Source organism: Kitasatospora sp. NBC_00039 (assembly GCF_045160625.1).
Taxonomy (GTDB): Bacteria; Actinomycetota; Actinomycetes; order Streptomycetales; family Streptomycetaceae; genus Kitasatospora.
On sequence record NZ_CP108289.1, the window covers coordinates 6,845,153 to 6,860,605 of the forward strand.

Here is a 15,453-nt window from a genome sequence, read left to right on the forward strand (position 1 = left end):
CGGCACTGCCACCGCCCAGGGCCGGTGACGGTGCCGAGGCGGGCCGGCAGCCGCCGTGGCGTCCAAGGCCTGCTTTTCACGCCCCCGTTGCCATCAGTGCGACCTTGTCGGAGCGCGGACAGGCGTGCGTGGACAGGCATGCGCGGGCTGACGTGGGTGGGCGGACGTGTGCGGGAAGTCGGCGGATCCGACGTCCCGCGCACGGTCCGGGCCCTGAGCTCAGGACGCGCTGCCGAAGTCCACGTTCTTGGTCTCGACCGTGCCGCCCGTCCGCCCGGGGGCCTTCTGGTTGGACCAGTACAGGTTCGTGTGGGCGATGACCTGCTCCGGCTTCGGAGCGCCCCAGGCCGTGAGGTCCTCGGTGGTGTGGGCGTCGCTGACCAGGATCGCGTCGTAGCCCCTGACGAGCGCGCCGTGGAGCGTCGAGCGAACGCAGAAGTCGGTCTGCGAGCCGACGACGACGAGGCGGCCGACCCCGAGGCCCGCCAGCTCGGCCTCCAAGGTGGTGCCCTCGAAGGAGTCGCGGTAGAGCTTCTCGACGAGCGCCTCGCCCTCGCCGGGCACCAGCTCGGGGACGATCTGCCAGCTGTCGCTGCCCAGGACCAGCTCCTCGTCGGAGTGCCGGACCCAGACGACCGGGACCTCCTCCCGCCGCGCCCTCTCGACCAGGCCGGCGATGTTGGCGACCACGGCATCGCGCTCGTAGGCCTCCTGGACGACGCCGTTCTGCACGTCGATGACGAGGAGCGCCGTGTGCGGCCGGTTCTCGAGTGTGGTCATGATCTCCCCTTGCTCATGCCTTGCGCAGGCTGGACTCGTGCCCCCGCACAGTAGACCCACCCACCGACACCCGGCCGGAACCGACCCCTCCGCGACGGCGGTGCGAGGTCGGTCCCGGCGGCCGGCAGGTCATGTCCGGCCGATCCTGCCGGGCGCGCGGACGCCGAGGCGACCGGACAAGCCCTAGTACGCCTGGGCGGCGTTCTCGGCGAGGATCGCGCGCAGGCGGGTGGTGCGGGGCAGGGCGGGGCGCTCGGTGACGGCCTGCGGGAGGGCCGGGCCGGCGGCGTGGACCACCGAGAGGTGGCGCTCGCCGCGTCCGAACGCCGTGTAGACCCACTGGCGGGTGAGTGCCGCGCCCGCGTCCTCCGGGAGGACGACTACGGCGCCCGGCCAGCGGCGGCCGACCGCCTGGTGGACGGTCAGCGCCCAGCCGTGCCGCAGCCGGCCGGCCTCGGCGGGCGGGACGGTGCGGCGCGAGCCGTCCGCGTACTCCAGGTGCAGGCCGGTGGCGTCGCCGTCGACCACCCGGGCGGGGCGGGTGATGCCGGGGGCGGGGGACTCCACCACCCGGTCGCCCGGGTCGAAGCCGCCGAAGCGGCCCGGGCCGGGGTTGAGGCGGGCCTTGGCGGCGGCGTTCAGCGAGCGCGTACCGGCCGGGCCGCCGTGGCCGGGGGTGAGCAGCACCACCTGCTCGGCAGGGATGCCGAGCGCGCGCGGGATGGAGTCGGTGAGCAGCTGGATCGCCCGGTGGACGGCCTCGCCACCGTCCTTGGCGGTCAGGATGACCACCTCCTTGTCCGGCGCTTCGACCGGCTGGAGCTCGCCGATGCCGACACCCGAGACCAGCTCGCCGATCGGGCCGAAGTCCGGGGTGCGGGAGGCGACCGACGGGCAGACCCTGGCGGCCAGCAGGTCGGCGAAGAAACGGCCGGGGCCGGCGGACCAGAGCTGGCCCGGGTCGCCGCTGAGGACGAGCCTGGTGCCGTCGGCGAGCGCCTCCAGCAGGGTGGCGGCCAGCTCGACGTCCAGCAGCGGGGCGTCCAGGACGACCAGGACGTCCAGCGCGAGCGTGCCGTCGGAGGAGCGGCCGGGGCCGGCCGTCCCGGCGAGCAGCTCGGCCAGGGTGACGACGGACAGCGGGCCGTCGGCGAGCGCGGCGAGGCTGTCCCGGCCCTGGTCGGTCCAGGTGGCGGCCCAGGCGCGGAGGCCGAGGCCGGTGGCGGCCCGGACCAGGGCGGCCGGCTCGGCCCGGGCGGCCTCGCCGCCGGTGTGGGTGACCAGGGCGTTCTCCGCGGCGGCCAGGATCAGGGCGGTCGCGGAGGAGGAGGGTGCGGCGACGGCGGCTGCCTCCCAGGCGGCCGGGCCGGGGGCGGCGGGCCCGGCCGAGGCCGGTTCGTGTGTGGCGTCCCCCTCTCCGGGCGCTCCGGGCTCTTCTGGCTCCTCGGACGCTTCGGACGCTCCGGGCTCTTCCGGCTCCTCGGACTCCGAGGAGCCGGCCGATCCATCCTCGCCGGACGAGCCCTCCTCGGCAGGGGCGTCCTCGCCGGCGGCGCCCTCGGCAGGGGCGTCCTCCGCCTCGGGGCCGTCCTCGCCGGGGACGAACGTCGACATCAGCTGGACGAGGCCCTCCGCGAGGCTGTCCTCCGCGAGCGCCAGCCGCTCCAGTGCGAGCAACATCCGGGTCGGCGGCTCGTCGTCCTCCTCGCCGCCGCCCGCGGCGTGTGCCTCGGCGCCGGTCAGCTCCTCCTGGAAGGGCAGTGCCCGGCCGTCGTCCATGGCCGCCTGCAGTGCGGCGGCGGTGTCCGGCAGACCGAGGCGGTCGAGCCCGGAGGTCACCTCGCCGATCTCCACGGCGGAGTGGCCGCGCAGCGCGGCCTGCTCCAGCAGCCACGGCACCAGCGCCCGGGCCCGGCGCGGGTCGCCGGGGCCGGCGGCGGGCCCGAGCAGGCCGCGGGCGAAGCCGTCCGCGTGCTCGGGGCGGACACCGGTCAGCGTCAGCACGGACCACGGGTCGGCGCGCAGCTGCTCGGCGGCGCCGTCGCCGAACGCGGCCACGGCGGCGGCCGCGAGGTCGGTGGGTGCACCGCCCGCGGCCAGCACCTCGGCGGTGTCCTTGAGGGCCTGGGCGCGCTGCCCGTCGCTCTCGGCCCGGACCGGGGACGGTCGGACGGCCGTGGGCTCCGGAGCAGTGCCGGAGTCGCGCACAGGGGCAGCGGGACCGGCCTGGCCGGCGGGCGGGGCCTGGGGCGCCGGACCGGCCGACTGCTTCCCGACCGTCCGGATCGCCGCCGCCAGCGCGGCGACCGCGGCCGCCTTGTCGGTGTCGCCGCTGCTACCGCTGTTGCCGCTGGTGCTGTCGCTGCCGCTGGTACCGTCCGGGCCCGGGGCCGCCGAGGTCTCCTCCGGAGCGCCGTTCTCCGTGTCACTCATCGTTCGCTCCAAAAAAGGTCACTCCACTGCTGGGCGCCGGCCCGCACCGGTGGTGGGGCAGCGGGCCGCAGGCGGCCGCCCCGTCGCGGTGAGCGCGGTCGGCATGGTCGGGACGGCCCGGCCGCGCGGGGCGGCTGCGCCGGTGGGGTCGGTCGAGCCGGCCGGAACAGGTCGGTCTCGACAGGTCGATACAGGTCGGTCGGTCAGGTCACATCAGGTCACATCACGCCAGGTCGGGCGGGTTGAGTCTGGTCTGGTCGGGTCAGCTGTCCGGCGCCCCGGGCGGACCGAAGGCCCGTCGGTGCGAGACCCCCCGGGCCGGGGCGGCGCAGCTCTAGAGCTCGCTCCACCCCTGGTCCGGGTAGCGGTGGACCGGCGACGAGATGTCGTCGAGCGCACCGCGGATCTCACCCGGAAGCGTAAGCGCCTCCACTGACAGCGCCGCCTGCAGCTGCGCCACCGTCCGCGCCCCGACGAGCGCGCTCGCCACGCCCGGCCGGTCCCGGACCCAGGCGAGCGCCACCGCGAGCGGGCTGCTGGCGAGGCCGTCCGCCGCGGTGGCGACGGCGTCCACGATCCGCCGCGACCGCTCCCCGAGGTAGGGCTGGACGAAGCCGGAGAGGTACGGCGAGGCGCCGCGCGAGTCCTGCGGGACGCCGTGCCGGTACTTCCCGGTGAGCACGCCGCGCCCGAGCGGGGACGAGGCGAGCAGGCCGACCCCGGCGTCCAGGGCGGCGGGCAGCGCCTCCCGCTCGATTCCGCGCTGGAGCAGCGAGTACTCCAGCTGTGCGCCGGCCAGCGGCGTCCGGCCGTGATGGGCGTGCTGCCAGGTGGCGGCCTTGGCGAGCTGCCAGCCGCTGTAGTCGCAGACCCCGACGTACCGGGCGCGGCCGGAGGTGACGGCGATGTCGAGCGCGGTGAGCGTCTCCTCGACCGGTGTGGCCGGGTCGAAGGAGTGCACCTGCCAGAGGTCCACGTAGTCGGTGCCGAGCCGGCGCAGCGAGGCGTCGAGGGCGGCGAGCAGGTGGCCGCGCGAGCCGTCGAAGCGGCGGCCGGATTCGGGGACGCTGCCCGCCTTGGTGGCGATGACGAGGTCGGAGCGGGGGATCAGGTTGTCGGTGAGCCGGGAGAGCAGGTACTCGGCGCCGCCGTCCGCGTAGACGTCGGCGGTGTCGACGAGATTGCCGCCGGCGTCGACGAACTCCTTGAGCTGCTCGGCGGCTTCGTGCTCGTCGGTGTCGCGGCCCCAGGTCATGGTGCCGAGGCCGAGCCGGGAGACCTGCAGCCCGGTTCGGCCGAGGTGTCGCTTTTCCATCGGACGGGCCCTCCACTGGCCTTGAACGCGGGTCGCCGGGTACGTCGGCCCGCATGGCAAACGCGCAGGTGGGGAGAGGCGTCCCCACGTCGGCTGAGCGTAGCGGCCGGTGCCCGGGCTGGTGTGCAGACCCGCAGAACGATCACTGCCCCGCAGGGCGATCGCCGCGGGGTGATCACCGTGGGACGGCCGCCACCGGCCGGTGGCACCCGACCCGGCGCGAGCCGGGCTGGACCGGCAGGGACCGTCCCGACCCGTCCCGACCCCTCCCGACCCGTCCCGACCCGTCCCGACCCGGGCTGGACCGGCAGGGTCCGGCAGCCGGGAATGTGTCCCGGCCCACACCTACCGGCCAGTAGCATGGCCGCCGACCGCGCGGTTACCCTCGCGAACAACCCGACTGGAAGGCTTGGCAGATGCGACTCGGTATCAACCTCGGTTACTGGGGACTCGGCATGGACGCCGACAACATCGCCGTCGCCCAGGAGGCGGACCGGCTCGGCTACTCGGTCTGCTGGGCCGCCGAGGCCTACGGTTCGGACGCAGCCACCGTGCTCTCCTTCGTCGCCGCCAAGACGGAGCGGATCGACATCGGTTCGGCGATCTTCCAGATCCCGGCCCGCACCCCGGCCATGACGGCCATGACGGCGGCCACCCTGGACACCCTCTCCGGCGGCCGGTTCCGGCTGGGCCTCGGTGTCTCCGGCCCGCAGGTCTCCGAGGGCTGGTACGGCGTGAAGTTCGACAAGCCGCTGGCCCGCACCCGCGAGTACGTGGAGATCATCCGCAAGGCGATGTCCCGCGAGCGGCTGGTCCACGAGGGCGCCAACTGGACGCTGCCGCTGCCCGGCGGGCCCGGCAAGCCGATCAAGCTCACCGTGCACCCGGTGCGCGAGCACATTCCGCTCTACATCGCCGCGATCGGCCCGAAGAACCTGGAGCAGACCGGCGAGATCGCCGACGGCTGGCTGGGCATCTTCTTCTCGCCCGAGCACGCCGCGCTGTCCCTCGACCCGCTGAAGGCCGGCCGGGCCAAGGCCGGGCAGAGCCTGGAGGGCTTCGACCTCTGCCCGACCGTCACCATCGCGGTCGGTGAGGACATCAAGGCGGGGGTCGACTCCCAGCGCGCCTACGCCGCGCTCTACATCGGCGGCATGGGCAGCAAGGAGAAGAACTTCTACAACCAGCTCACCCGGCGGATGGGCTACGAGCAGGCGGCGGACGAGATCCAGGAGAAGTACCTGGCCAAGGACTACGCGGGTGCCGGGGCGGCCGTCCCGCACGACCTGATCGACGCCACCTCGCTGGTCGGCGACACCGCCCGGATCGCCGACCGGATGCAGGCGTACGCCGACGCGGGCGTCACCACGCTCACCCTGGCGCCGGCCGGCTTCACCCTCGACGAGCGGGTGCAGGCGCTGCGGACCGGCGTCGAGGCCCTGGAGCGCGCCGGGCTGGCCTGACCACCGACCGCGCCGGGCGGGCCCGCCCTCTCCGGCAGGCCCGCCCCCGGCTCACCCCCTCCGGCCGGCGCGCCGGCCCCCGGCCGGAGGGGTCCACCCCCAACCGCGCCCGGCCTGTGGGTCGGGCCCGCCGGCCGGTGCGCCCGGGCGGTGGCGCGTTGTGGAGCCGGGGGAGCCGGGTGGAGCAGGGGGCCTACAGCCAGTCGTGCCGCTTGAACACCCGGTGCAGCGCCAGGCAGACCAGCACCATCAACGCCACCGCCGCCGGGTACCCCCAGGGCTGATGCAGTTCGGGCATGTGGTCGAAGTTCATGCCGTACACGCCCGCGATCATGGTCGGCACGGCGGCCAGCGCCGCCCAGGCCGAGATCTTCCGCATGTCGTTGTTCTGCTGCACGCTGACCTGCGCCAGGTTGGCGCTGAGGATGTCCGAGAGCAGTCGGTCCATGCCCTCCACCTGGTCGTTGGTCCGGGCCAGGTGGTCGGCGACGTCCCGCAGGTACGGCAGCGCCTCGTCGCGGACGAACGGCACACCGCCGCGCTCCAGCCGCATCATGGGCTCCAGCAGCGGACCGGTGGCGCGGCGCACGGTCACCAGCTGGCGCTTGTAGCCGTAGATCCGCCCGGCGGTGTTGCGGCCGACCCGGCCGGGCGCGAACACGTCGGCCTCCAGCTCGTCCAGGTCCGCCTGGAGCGCGACGGTCACGTCCACATAGCCGTCCACCACCGCGTCGCAGACCGAGTGCAGCACGGCGCTCGGCCCGTACTTCAGCACGTCGGGCTGGGCCTCCAGCTCCGCCCGCAGCTCGCCGAGCGGGGTGTCGGCGCCGTGGCGGACCGTCATCACGAAGTCCTCGCCGACGAAGACCATCACCTCGCCGCTGGTCACCGCGTGGCCGCCGGGGTGGTAGCCGAGCGTCTTGAGCACCACGAACAGGGAGTCCTGGTACGCCTCCACCTTGGGGCGCTGGTGCGCACTGACGGTGTCCTCCGCGGCCAGCGGGTGCAGCGAGAACTCCGCGCTGACCTGGTCGAGTTCCTCGGTGGTCGGCTCGAACAGGCCTATCCAGACGAAGCTGCCCTTGCCGGCCGCCCGCGCGGCGGCGAGGGCGCCGGTGTAGTCCTCCGGGCCCTCGATCCGGCGGCCGTCACGGTAGATGGCGCAGTGGACGATCATCGGGCCATTGTGGCCCCTGGACGGCGGTGGCGGTGGCACATCGCCCGCTGCACCGGCGCTCGACACCAACCCCACACCAGGCCCGTCCGCCCGGCACCCAACCGGCACCCGGATCGGGCACCGACCCCGCACCCGGATCGGGCACCGACCCCGCACGAACCCGGCCGTGCCCCGCACGAACCCGGCCGTGCCCCGCACGAACCCGGCCGTGCCCGGCACGATGGCGGCGGTGCCCGGCACGGTCCCGGCGGTGCTGCCCCGGCACCGCAACCTCCCGCCCACGCCCCGTCCGGGAGGCCGTACGCTAGGCCCCATGCCCACCCTGCTGCTCGTCCGCCACGGCCGCTCCACCGCGAACACCGCCGGAATCCTGGCCGGTTGGACCCCCGGCGTGGACCTCGACGACACCGGGCGCGCGCAGGCCGCCGCGCTGGCCGGCCGCCTCGCCGGGATCCCGCTGGCGCAGGCCGTCAGCAGCCCGCTGGAGCGTTGCCGGCAGACCCTGGAGCCGCTGCTCGCCGCCCGGCCCGAACTCGGCGCTCCCACGGAGGACGAGCGGCTCGGCGAGTGCCATTACGGCGACTGGACCGGCCGCCCGCTGGCCGAGCTGGCCAAGGAGCCGCTCTGGCGAACCGTCCAGGACCACGCGGCGGCGGCCGCCTTCCCGGGCGGCGAGTCGTTGCGCGAGCTGAGCCACCGCACGGTGAGCGCGGTCCGCGAGTGGAACGAGAAGATCGCCGCCGAGCACGGCGAGAACGCGGTCTGGATCGCCTGTTCGCACGGTGACGTGATCAAGGCGGTGGTGGCCGATGCACTCGGCCTGCACCTCGACCACTTCCAGCGGATCGGCGTCGACCCCTGCTCGGTCACCGCGATCCGTTACACCCCGCAGCGGCCCTTCGTGCTGAGGATGGGCGACACCGGCGACCTCGCCTCGCTCGCCCCGAAGCCTCGCGACGGCCACAGTGACCACCGGTCCGGCGCCCCGGACGGCGACGCGGTGGTCGGCGGCGCGACCGGCGCGGTCTGACCGGAGCCGGACGGGGGTCCGGACCCCGGCTCGGCTCCCCGGGCCGGGCCGGGAGGTCGTAGGGTGACTAACGGGCCCCACCGGAGCCCTGGTCCACCCGAACGGGACCAGCCCCGAACGGCCTTCGAACGCCCCGAACGACCAGCACCCGAACCACCCGTACAGAGCGACCAGTACCCGAACCACCGCCCCACGACCGACCCCTACAACGATCGACACGATCCGGAGCGAGAGCGTGCCCCGTCAGGTCTTCTTCTACGACCAGCCCGAACGGTTCGTGGCCGGCACCGTCGGCCAGCCCGGCGCCCGGGCGTTCTACCTGCAGGCCTCCGCCCGGGGGCGGATCACCAGCGTGTTGCTGGAGAAGACCCAGGTCGCCGCGCTCGCGGAGCGGATCGAGGAGGTGCTGGACGAGGCGCTGCGGCGCAGCGACGGCGACGCCGCGATCCCCGCCAGCGCGCCGGTCGACCTGCTCGACACCGCGCCGCTGGACCTCCCGCTGGAGCAGGAGTTCCGGGTCGGCACCATGGCGCTGGCCTGGGACAGCATCGACAGCCGCCTGGTCGTCGAGGCGCAGGCGGTGATCGAGGACGAGGGCGACGAGGACGAGGACGCCGCCGAGGCCGTCTTCGAGGACGACGAGAACGGCCCGGACATGCTGCGGGTGCGGCTCACCGGGGCGATGGCCCGGGTGTTCGCCAAGCGGGCGCTGGACCTCGTCGCGGCCGGCCGCAAGCCGTGCCCGTTCTGCAATCTGCCGCTCGACCCGGAGGGCCACCTGTGCCCGCGCGCGAACGGCTACCGGCGCTGAACACCGAGACCCCTCCGCAGGCGGACCCGGTGGCCGGCGCCGCCCTGGCCGCCGACCCGCCCACCGCGCTGCACCTGTTGCGCGAGGGCGAGCTGACCGTCCACGGCCGGCTGACCGATGCCTCCAACGCCGCGCTGTACTGCAGCATCACGCTGGACGGCCTGACCGCGCAGGCCGTCTACAAGCCGGTGGCCGGCGAACGCCCGCTCTGGGACTTCCCGGACGGCACGCTCGCCGGCCGTGAGGTCGCCGCGTACGAACTCGCCGCCGCCACCGGCTGGGCGCTGATCCCGCCCACCGTGCTGCGCGACGGGCCGCACGGGCCCGGCATGGTGCAGCTCTGGGTGGAGCCGGACCCGGACGCCGACCCGCTGCTGTCCCTCCAGGACCCGCAGGGGCCCGAGGACGGCTGGCTGCCGATCGTGCACGCGGAGGTGGGCGACGGGCGCACCGCGCTGCTGGTCCACCCCGACGACCTGCGGCTGCGCCGGATGGCGGTGCTGGACGCCGTGCTCAACAACGCCGACCGCAAGGGCGGTCACCTGATCCCCGCCGCCGACGGCCGGCTCTACGGCATCGATCACGGTGTCACCTTCAACACCGAGGGCAAGCTGCGCACCCTGCTCTGGGGCTGGGCCGGACAGCCGCTGCCGGAGGAGGCGCTGGAGGTGCTGGCCGGCCTGGCGGAGCAGCTGGACGGCGGCCTCGGCGAGCGGCTCGCCCCGCACCTGACCGCCGCCGAACTCGCCGCCGCCCGGGCCAGGGTGGACGGGCTGCGCCGGACCGGTCTGCACCCGCTGCCGTCCGAGGACTGGCCGTCGATTCCCTGGCCGCCGATCTGACGCACGCCCGGCCGCGCAACGCCCGGCCGCACCGGCCGCTCCCACCCGGCCGGGATTGGTCTGGACCGGTGTGGCTGCCCGGCCGCACACTGCTCCGATGGACGAGCGACGGACCCCCCCACCCGGACCTGCCGCTGCACCGGTTACAGGTCCCGCTGCCGCACCTGCTGCCGTTCGCGATCGGCAGTTTCGACACCATCGGCCCGCTCTCCCGCGCGGGCTTCCCCCACCGGCACTCCTTCTTCGAGATCGTCCATGTCACCGGCGGTGCCGGTGCCCATGTCCAGGACCTGGTCCACCGGCCGCTCCGGCCACCGCAGTTGTGCGTGATCGCGCCCGGCCAGGTGCACTACTGGGCGGACGCGGACGGGCTGGCCGGGCAGGTCGTGCTCTTCAACGAGGACTTCCTGCTCTCCCACCCCCAGGACCTCGCCGCGCTGCGCGAGCTGGCCGCCCGTCCGACGCTGCGACTCGGCGAACAGGCCGGCCCGATCGGTGCGTTGCCGGCCGACATGGAGCACGAGTACCGGGCCTGCCCGGCCGGCTACGCGGGTGTGCTGCGGGCCGGTCTGCACATCCTGATCGTCCGCGCGCTGCGCGCCCGTGCCCCCGGTGAGGGTGGTGCGGCGCCGGGTCGGGCGGCCGAACTGGCCGCGGGGTCGCCCTGGCCCGCGACCGCGCCGGCACCGGCGAGGCGCCCGGCCTCACCCCCGCCTGCCACGACGGTGACGCGCCGACGGTCGAGCAGACCGAGGGCCCCTACTTCAAGCCCGACTCCCCGTTGCGGACCTCGCTGATCACCGACAGCACCCCCGGCACCCGGCTCACCCTGAGCGGCTACGTCTTCGGCCGGGCCTGCCTGCCGATCGCCGGCGTGCTGCTCGACTTCTGGCAGGCCGACGTCAACGGTGCGTACGACAACACCGGTTTCGCCTTCCGCGGCCGCCAGTTCACCGACACCCGGGGTGCCTTCAGTCTCACCACGATCGTGCCCGGCCTCTACCCGGGGGGCCGCACCCGGCACCTCCACGTCAAGCTCCAGGCCCCCGGCCGCCCGGTGCTCACCACACAGCTGTACTTCCCGGGGGAGCCGCGCAACAGCACCGACACCTCTACGGCCGCCGTGCGGGGGCCGTCGGGAGCCGGTCACTATCAGTCCCGAAGCGCTCAGGCAACGAAGGCAAACGAATCCAGTCGATCTTGCGTACTGGTTAGGCTTTCAAATGTTCGCACGGTTAAAGTCATTCCCATGCATGCCTGGCCCGCCTCCGAGGTTCCCGCCCTGCCTGGTCAGGGGCTCCCCCTTCGTATCCACGACACCGCAGCGGGCTGTATCCGGGAGGTCGTGCCGCAGGACGGCACCGCCCGGATCTACGTCTGCGGCATCACCCCCTACGACGCGACCCACATGGGCCACGCCGCCACCTACAACGCGTTCGACCTGGCGCAGCGAGTGTGGAAGGACGCCGGCCACGACGTCCTGTACGTGCAGAACGTCACCGACGTGGACGACCCGCTGCTCGCCCGGGCGGTCGAGACCGGCCAGGACTGGGTGGCGCTGGCCGAGCGCGAGACCGCGCTGTTCCGCGAGGACATGACCGCCCTGCGGCTGCTCCCGCCGGCCCACTACATCGGCGCCGTCGAGTCGATCCCGTGGATCGTCCCGCTGGTCCAGAAGCTGCTGGCGAGCGGCGCCGCCTACAAGGTGGACGGTGACATCTACTTCTCGGTCGACGCCGACCCGCACTTCGGCGAGGTCTCCGGCCTGAGCCGCGAGCAGATGCGCCCGGTCTTCGCCGAGCGCGGCGGCGACCCGGACCGCCCGGGCAAGCGCCACCCGCTGGACGCCCTGCTCTGGCTCTCCGCGCGGCCGGGCGAGCCCGCCTGGGACACCGAGCTGGGCCACGGCCGCCCCGGCTGGCACATCGAGTGCGTCGCCATCGCGCTGCAGTACCTCGGCATGTCCTTCGACATCCAGGGCGGCGGCAGCGACCTCTCCTTCCCGCACCACGAGATGGGCGCCGCGCACGCCCAGGTGGCCACCGGCAGCCACCCGTACGCCAAGGCGTACGTGCATGCCGGCATGGTCGGCCTGGACGGGCACAAGATGTCCAAGTCCCGTGGCAACCTGGTCTTCGTCTCGGCGCTGCGCCGCGAGGGCGTCGACCCGGCGGCGATCCGGCTCGCCCTGCTCTCGCACCACTACCGCGAGGACTGGGAGTGGACCAAGGGCACCCTGGACGAGGCCGTCGAGCGGCTCGCCCGCTGGCGCGCCGCCGTCTCCCGCCCGGACGGCCCGCCGGCCGAGGCGCTGCTCGCCGAGGTCCGCGAGGCGCTCGCCGACGACCTGGACGCGCCCGCCGCGCTGGCCGCGGTGGACCGCTGGGCCGCCCGGCAGGAGGCCGGCGGCGGCGAGGACATCGGCGCGCCCGGCCTGGTATCCCGCACGGTGGACGCCCTGCTCGGCGTCGCGCTGTAGGCACCCCGTACGGACGGAAGGGGCGTCAGGACCACTGGTCCTGACGCCCCTTCCGCATGCCGTACCCGTCGTACCGTCGCACGGCGTCACGGTACGGCGCCGTGACGCCGTACGACGGCACGGAGGACTACTCGTCCTCGGTGCCGTCCTGGCTCTCCCGGGCGGCCGGCGGCTCGGGATCGCTCGGCCGCTCGGCCGTGGCGTGCCCGGCGACCGGCTTCTCGCCGGTCGGCCCGACGTTCTCCCGGCGGCGCAGGTAGCGCTCGAACTCGCGGGCGATCGCGTCGCCCGAGGCCTCCGGCAGCTCGGCGGTGTCCTGCGCCTCCTCCAACTGCTGCACGTACTCGGCCACCTCGCTGTCCTCGGCGGCCAGCTGGTCCACGCCCAGCTGCCAGGCCCGGGAGTCCTCGCCGAGCTCGCCCGGCGGGATGCGCAGGTCCAGCAGGTCCTCCAGCTTGTTGAGCAGCGCCAGCGTGGCCTTCGGGTTCGGCGGCTGCGCCACGTAGTGCGGCACCGCCGCCCAGAGCGTCACGGCGGGCACCCCGGCGTGCGTGCACGCCTCCTGGAGCACCCCGACGATCCCGGTCGGGCCCTCGTAGCGGCTCTCCTCCAGGTCCAGCCGCTGGGCCAGCTCCGGGTCGGAGGTGACCCCGCTGACCGGCACCGGGCGGCTGTGCGGGGTGTCGCCGAGCAGTGCGCCCAGGATCACCACCAGCTCGATCCCCAGCTCGTGCGCGAAGGCGAGCAGCTCGTTGCAGAACGAGCGCCACCGCATACTCGGCTCGATGCCGCGCACCAGGACGACGTCGCGGGTCGTCGGCTCGGTCACCCGGATCACCGAGAGCCGGGTGGTCGGCCAGGTGATCCGGCGGATGCCGCCGTCCAGCCAGACCGTGGGCCGGTTGACCTGGAAGTCGTAGTAGTCCTCCGCGTCCAGGGCGGCGAACACCTTGCCGCCCCAGGTCTCGTCCAGATGCGCGAGGGCGGCGGAGGCGGCGTCGCCCGCGTCGTTCCAGCCCTCGAAGGCACAGACCATCACCGGGTCGATCAACTCGGGAACATCTTCCAGCTCGATCACCCAGCGTCTCCCTCCGGTCGGCGGGCGGCCGCACCCCGTCCCGGCTGGGATGCCGGGGCGTCGGCGGTCCGGCTGCCGACTGTCGAACCTCTCGTCACCCATGGAACGCCTCGTTCCACGGTCCCTACCTGCCCAGCCTACGGGCTTTGATGCGCCCGGCGGCCGGGCACCGGGACAGTCTGGGGGAGCGGGGCGCCGGGAGCCAGCGGTTATCCCGGCAGGCGGCCCGCCGCCGGTGCTGCCGTGCCCGAGCGGCGGGGCGGCGCGATGATGGAGGCGAGGCGGAGGCCGGGTGGTGGGCGTGAGGAGCCGGGCGGATGAACGGATGGCTGTGGATCGGCGTCGGAGCGGTGGTGGCCGCCGGGGCCGGAGCGGTGCTGGCGGCCACCGCCGCCGGGCGGCGGCTGCCGGTGGAACACGTGACCGAGGGCGGCCTGGACCTGGCCCAGCCACCCGGTGCGGTCTGGGAGATCCTGACCGACATCGACCTCTACCCGGCCTGGCGCCCGGGCCTGTCGCACGTCGAGCGGCTGCCCGCGACGGCCGGCGGCCGGCCCCGCTGGCGGGAGTACGACAAGCACGGCCACACCACCTACGAGGTGGTGGAGAGCGAGGCCCCGCACCGCCTGGTGACCGGCATCGCCGACCCGGACCTGCCGTACGGCGGCACCTGGACGTACGTACTGACGCCGGCCGGGGTGGGCTGCACCCTGACCGTCACCGAGCGCGGCGAGGTGTACAAGCCGCTCTACCGCGCGATCGGGCACTACGTGACGGGCGAGGACGCCGCGATCCACCGCTACCTGGGTGCGCTGGCCCACCGGCTGGCGTCGGGGCAGCCGGCGTAGCGGCGGTGGGCGCCGACGCGGCTCAGCGCACCCAGCCGCTGCGGTAGTCCGCCCAGTTCTGCTCGGTCGCGGCGAAGTCCACGTACAGGCCGACGCCGAAGTTCTGCCGCTGCAGGTCGTACCGGCCGAGGCCGAGCCGGATGCCCCGGATGCCGGCCTCCACCGTCTCGGCGTGGCCCCAGTGGCCCCACTTGTCCTCCCAGTAGAACGGCAGGCCCATCAGCAGGTCCACGTTCTCCGGGGTCGCCTCCAGTGCCAGCTCGGTCTGGTAGGCGTTGTAGCCGCCGTACAGGGACTCGGTCGGCATGCTCGAGTCGTACGTCATCATCGCGATCTGGTCGACCCGGCGGGCGGTCTCGGCGAAGTAGGCCTGGTCCCACCACTTGCCGTGGTCGGTGAGCGCGATGCCGACGGCGTGCTGCCCGGGCAGCGGGTCGATCTGCGGGGCGGCCACCGACAGCTTGGTGCCGCGTCCGGCGGTGACCGGTCGCACCTGGTCGAGCAGGGCGAGCCAGCCCTTCGAGCCGGGGCGGATCGGCTCCATGTCGAAGTGGACGCCGTCGAAGCCGAGGTCGAGCACCTGGCGGGCGGAGGCGGTGACCCGGTCCCGGGTGGGCGCGTCCTCCAGGTCCAGCGCGTCCTTCTCCGGCTTGACCTCGTCGCCCAGCCAGCTCTGCACGCGGATGCCGGGCATCGTCTTGTGGACGGCCTCGACGAACCAGCCGGCCCGGGGGTGGACGCTCGGCGGCAGCGAGCCGTCGTGCTCCAGCGGGCCGGTGTGCACGTAGAGGTCGCGGATGCCGGTGCCGGAGAGGCGCTGGGCGAGGGTGGCGACGTCGGCGTCACCCTTCCGGCCGTCCACCCAGGCGTGGCCGAGCCAGACGGCGTCCCGGCCCCGGGTGCGGGCGTCGGCGGACGGCTCCCCGGCGTACTGGAGCCGCAGCGCGAGCGCCGCCGCGCCGAGGGGTGTCACCAGGACGGCCACCGCCACCCCCACCACGACCAGCGACTTCCGCCAGCGGGACCACCCCCGCCAGCGGGCCCGCAGCGCCCGCAGCGGCCTCCCCAGAACCTCCGTGATCCGCCGTGCCCGTGCGCCGGTCCTCGCCATGCAGTCGCCCTCCCCCTTGCGGCCGAACGTTCAGGATACGGAACGCACCACCGGCTCCCGCCGCAGGCCGGATACCCTGGCCAGGT

12 protein-coding genes and 2 pseudogenes are annotated in these 15,453 nt (G+C 74.4%); 8 read left to right on the top strand and 6 right to left on the bottom strand.

Annotated features, from left to right (window positions below):
- Positions 1 to 219: 219 nt before the first annotated feature.
- The 3 genes from OG286_RS30510 to OG286_RS30520 form a co-directional block, all read right to left on the bottom strand.
- Positions 220 to 780 carry a cysteine hydrolase family protein gene (locus OG286_RS30510; protein WP_405359348.1) on the bottom strand — a complete coding sequence of 187 codons (561 nt, stop codon included), beginning with the start codon at positions 778 to 780 and terminating at the stop codon, positions 220 to 222.
- A 183-nt stretch (positions 781 to 963) separates the two neighbouring features.
- Positions 964 to 3,213, bottom strand: coding sequence for a helix-hairpin-helix domain-containing protein (locus tag OG286_RS30515; RefSeq protein WP_405359346.1), 2,250 nt, complete (start codon positions 3,211 to 3,213; stop codon positions 964 to 966).
- Positions 3,214 to 3,547: 334 nt separating this feature from the next.
- Entirely contained in the window at positions 3,548 to 4,528 is a 981-nt protein-coding gene (locus OG286_RS30520; protein WP_405359344.1) for an aldo/keto reductase, read from the bottom strand.
- A 416-nt stretch (positions 4,529 to 4,944) separates the two neighbouring features.
- On the opposite strand from OG286_RS30520, the gene OG286_RS30525 reads away from it, so the two are divergent.
- A complete protein-coding gene (locus OG286_RS30525) occupies positions 4,945 to 5,991 on the top strand; it encodes an LLM class F420-dependent oxidoreductase (protein ID WP_405359342.1) in 1,047 nt (348 codons plus the stop codon).
- Positions 5,992 to 6,184: 193 nt separating this feature from the next.
- Here OG286_RS30525 and OG286_RS30530 read toward each other — a convergent pair whose 3' ends face one another.
- Positions 6,185 to 7,168: a magnesium and cobalt transport protein CorA gene (locus OG286_RS30530; RefSeq protein ID WP_396325744.1), complete on the bottom strand. Its 984-nt coding sequence runs from the start codon at positions 7,166 to 7,168 to the stop codon at positions 6,185 to 6,187.
- A 313-nt stretch (positions 7,169 to 7,481) separates the two neighbouring features.
- On the opposite strand from OG286_RS30530, the gene OG286_RS30535 reads away from it, so the two are divergent.
- From OG286_RS30535 to mshC, 6 genes and pseudogenes are all read left to right on the top strand, one after another.
- Entirely contained in the window at positions 7,482 to 8,198 is a 717-nt protein-coding gene (locus OG286_RS30535) for an MSMEG_4193 family putative phosphomutase (protein WP_405359341.1), read from the top strand.
- Positions 8,199 to 8,433: 235 nt separating this feature from the next.
- Positions 8,434 to 9,009 (top strand): DUF3090 domain-containing protein, encoded by a 576-nt coding sequence (locus OG286_RS30540; protein ID WP_396325742.1) that lies wholly within the window; start codon positions 8,434 to 8,436, stop codon positions 9,007 to 9,009.
- 44 nt (positions 9,010 to 9,053) lie between these two features.
- Entirely contained in the window at positions 9,054 to 9,851 is a 798-nt protein-coding gene (locus tag OG286_RS30545; protein ID WP_405363679.1) for an SCO1664 family protein, read from the top strand.
- Between the two features lie 68 nt (positions 9,852 to 9,919).
- Positions 9,920 to 10,309, top strand: a pseudogene (locus OG286_RS30550) (AraC family ligand binding domain-containing protein); the annotation flags it as partial.
- A gap of 191 nt (positions 10,310 to 10,500) precedes the next feature.
- Positions 10,501 to 10,959: pseudogene (locus OG286_RS30555) on the top strand (dioxygenase); the annotation flags it as partial.
- Between the two features lie 141 nt (positions 10,960 to 11,100).
- Complete coding sequence (gene mshC, locus OG286_RS30560) at positions 11,101 to 12,330, top strand: cysteine--1-D-myo-inosityl 2-amino-2-deoxy-alpha-D-glucopyranoside ligase (RefSeq protein ID WP_396325772.1); 1,230 nt, start codon at positions 11,101 to 11,103, stop codon at positions 12,328 to 12,330.
- A gap of 127 nt (positions 12,331 to 12,457) precedes the next feature.
- Here the strand turns inward: mshC and OG286_RS30565 are convergent, their stop codons facing one another.
- Positions 12,458 to 13,408 (bottom strand): PAC2 family protein, encoded by a 951-nt coding sequence (locus tag OG286_RS30565; protein WP_396325740.1) that lies wholly within the window; start codon positions 13,406 to 13,408, stop codon positions 12,458 to 12,460.
- A gap of 317 nt (positions 13,409 to 13,725) precedes the next feature.
- Here OG286_RS30565 and OG286_RS30570 point away from each other — a divergent pair, with 317 nt between their 5' ends.
- Positions 13,726 to 14,256 carry an SRPBCC domain-containing protein gene (locus tag OG286_RS30570; RefSeq protein ID WP_396325739.1) on the top strand — a complete coding sequence of 177 codons (531 nt, stop codon included), beginning with the start codon at positions 13,726 to 13,728 and terminating at the stop codon, positions 14,254 to 14,256.
- A gap of 22 nt (positions 14,257 to 14,278) precedes the next feature.
- Here the strand turns inward: OG286_RS30570 and OG286_RS30575 are convergent, their stop codons facing one another.
- Positions 14,279 to 15,367 carry a hypothetical protein gene (locus OG286_RS30575; RefSeq protein ID WP_405359338.1) on the bottom strand — a complete coding sequence of 363 codons (1,089 nt, stop codon included), beginning with the start codon at positions 15,365 to 15,367 and terminating at the stop codon, positions 14,279 to 14,281.
- Positions 15,368 to 15,453: the final 86 nt, after the last annotated feature.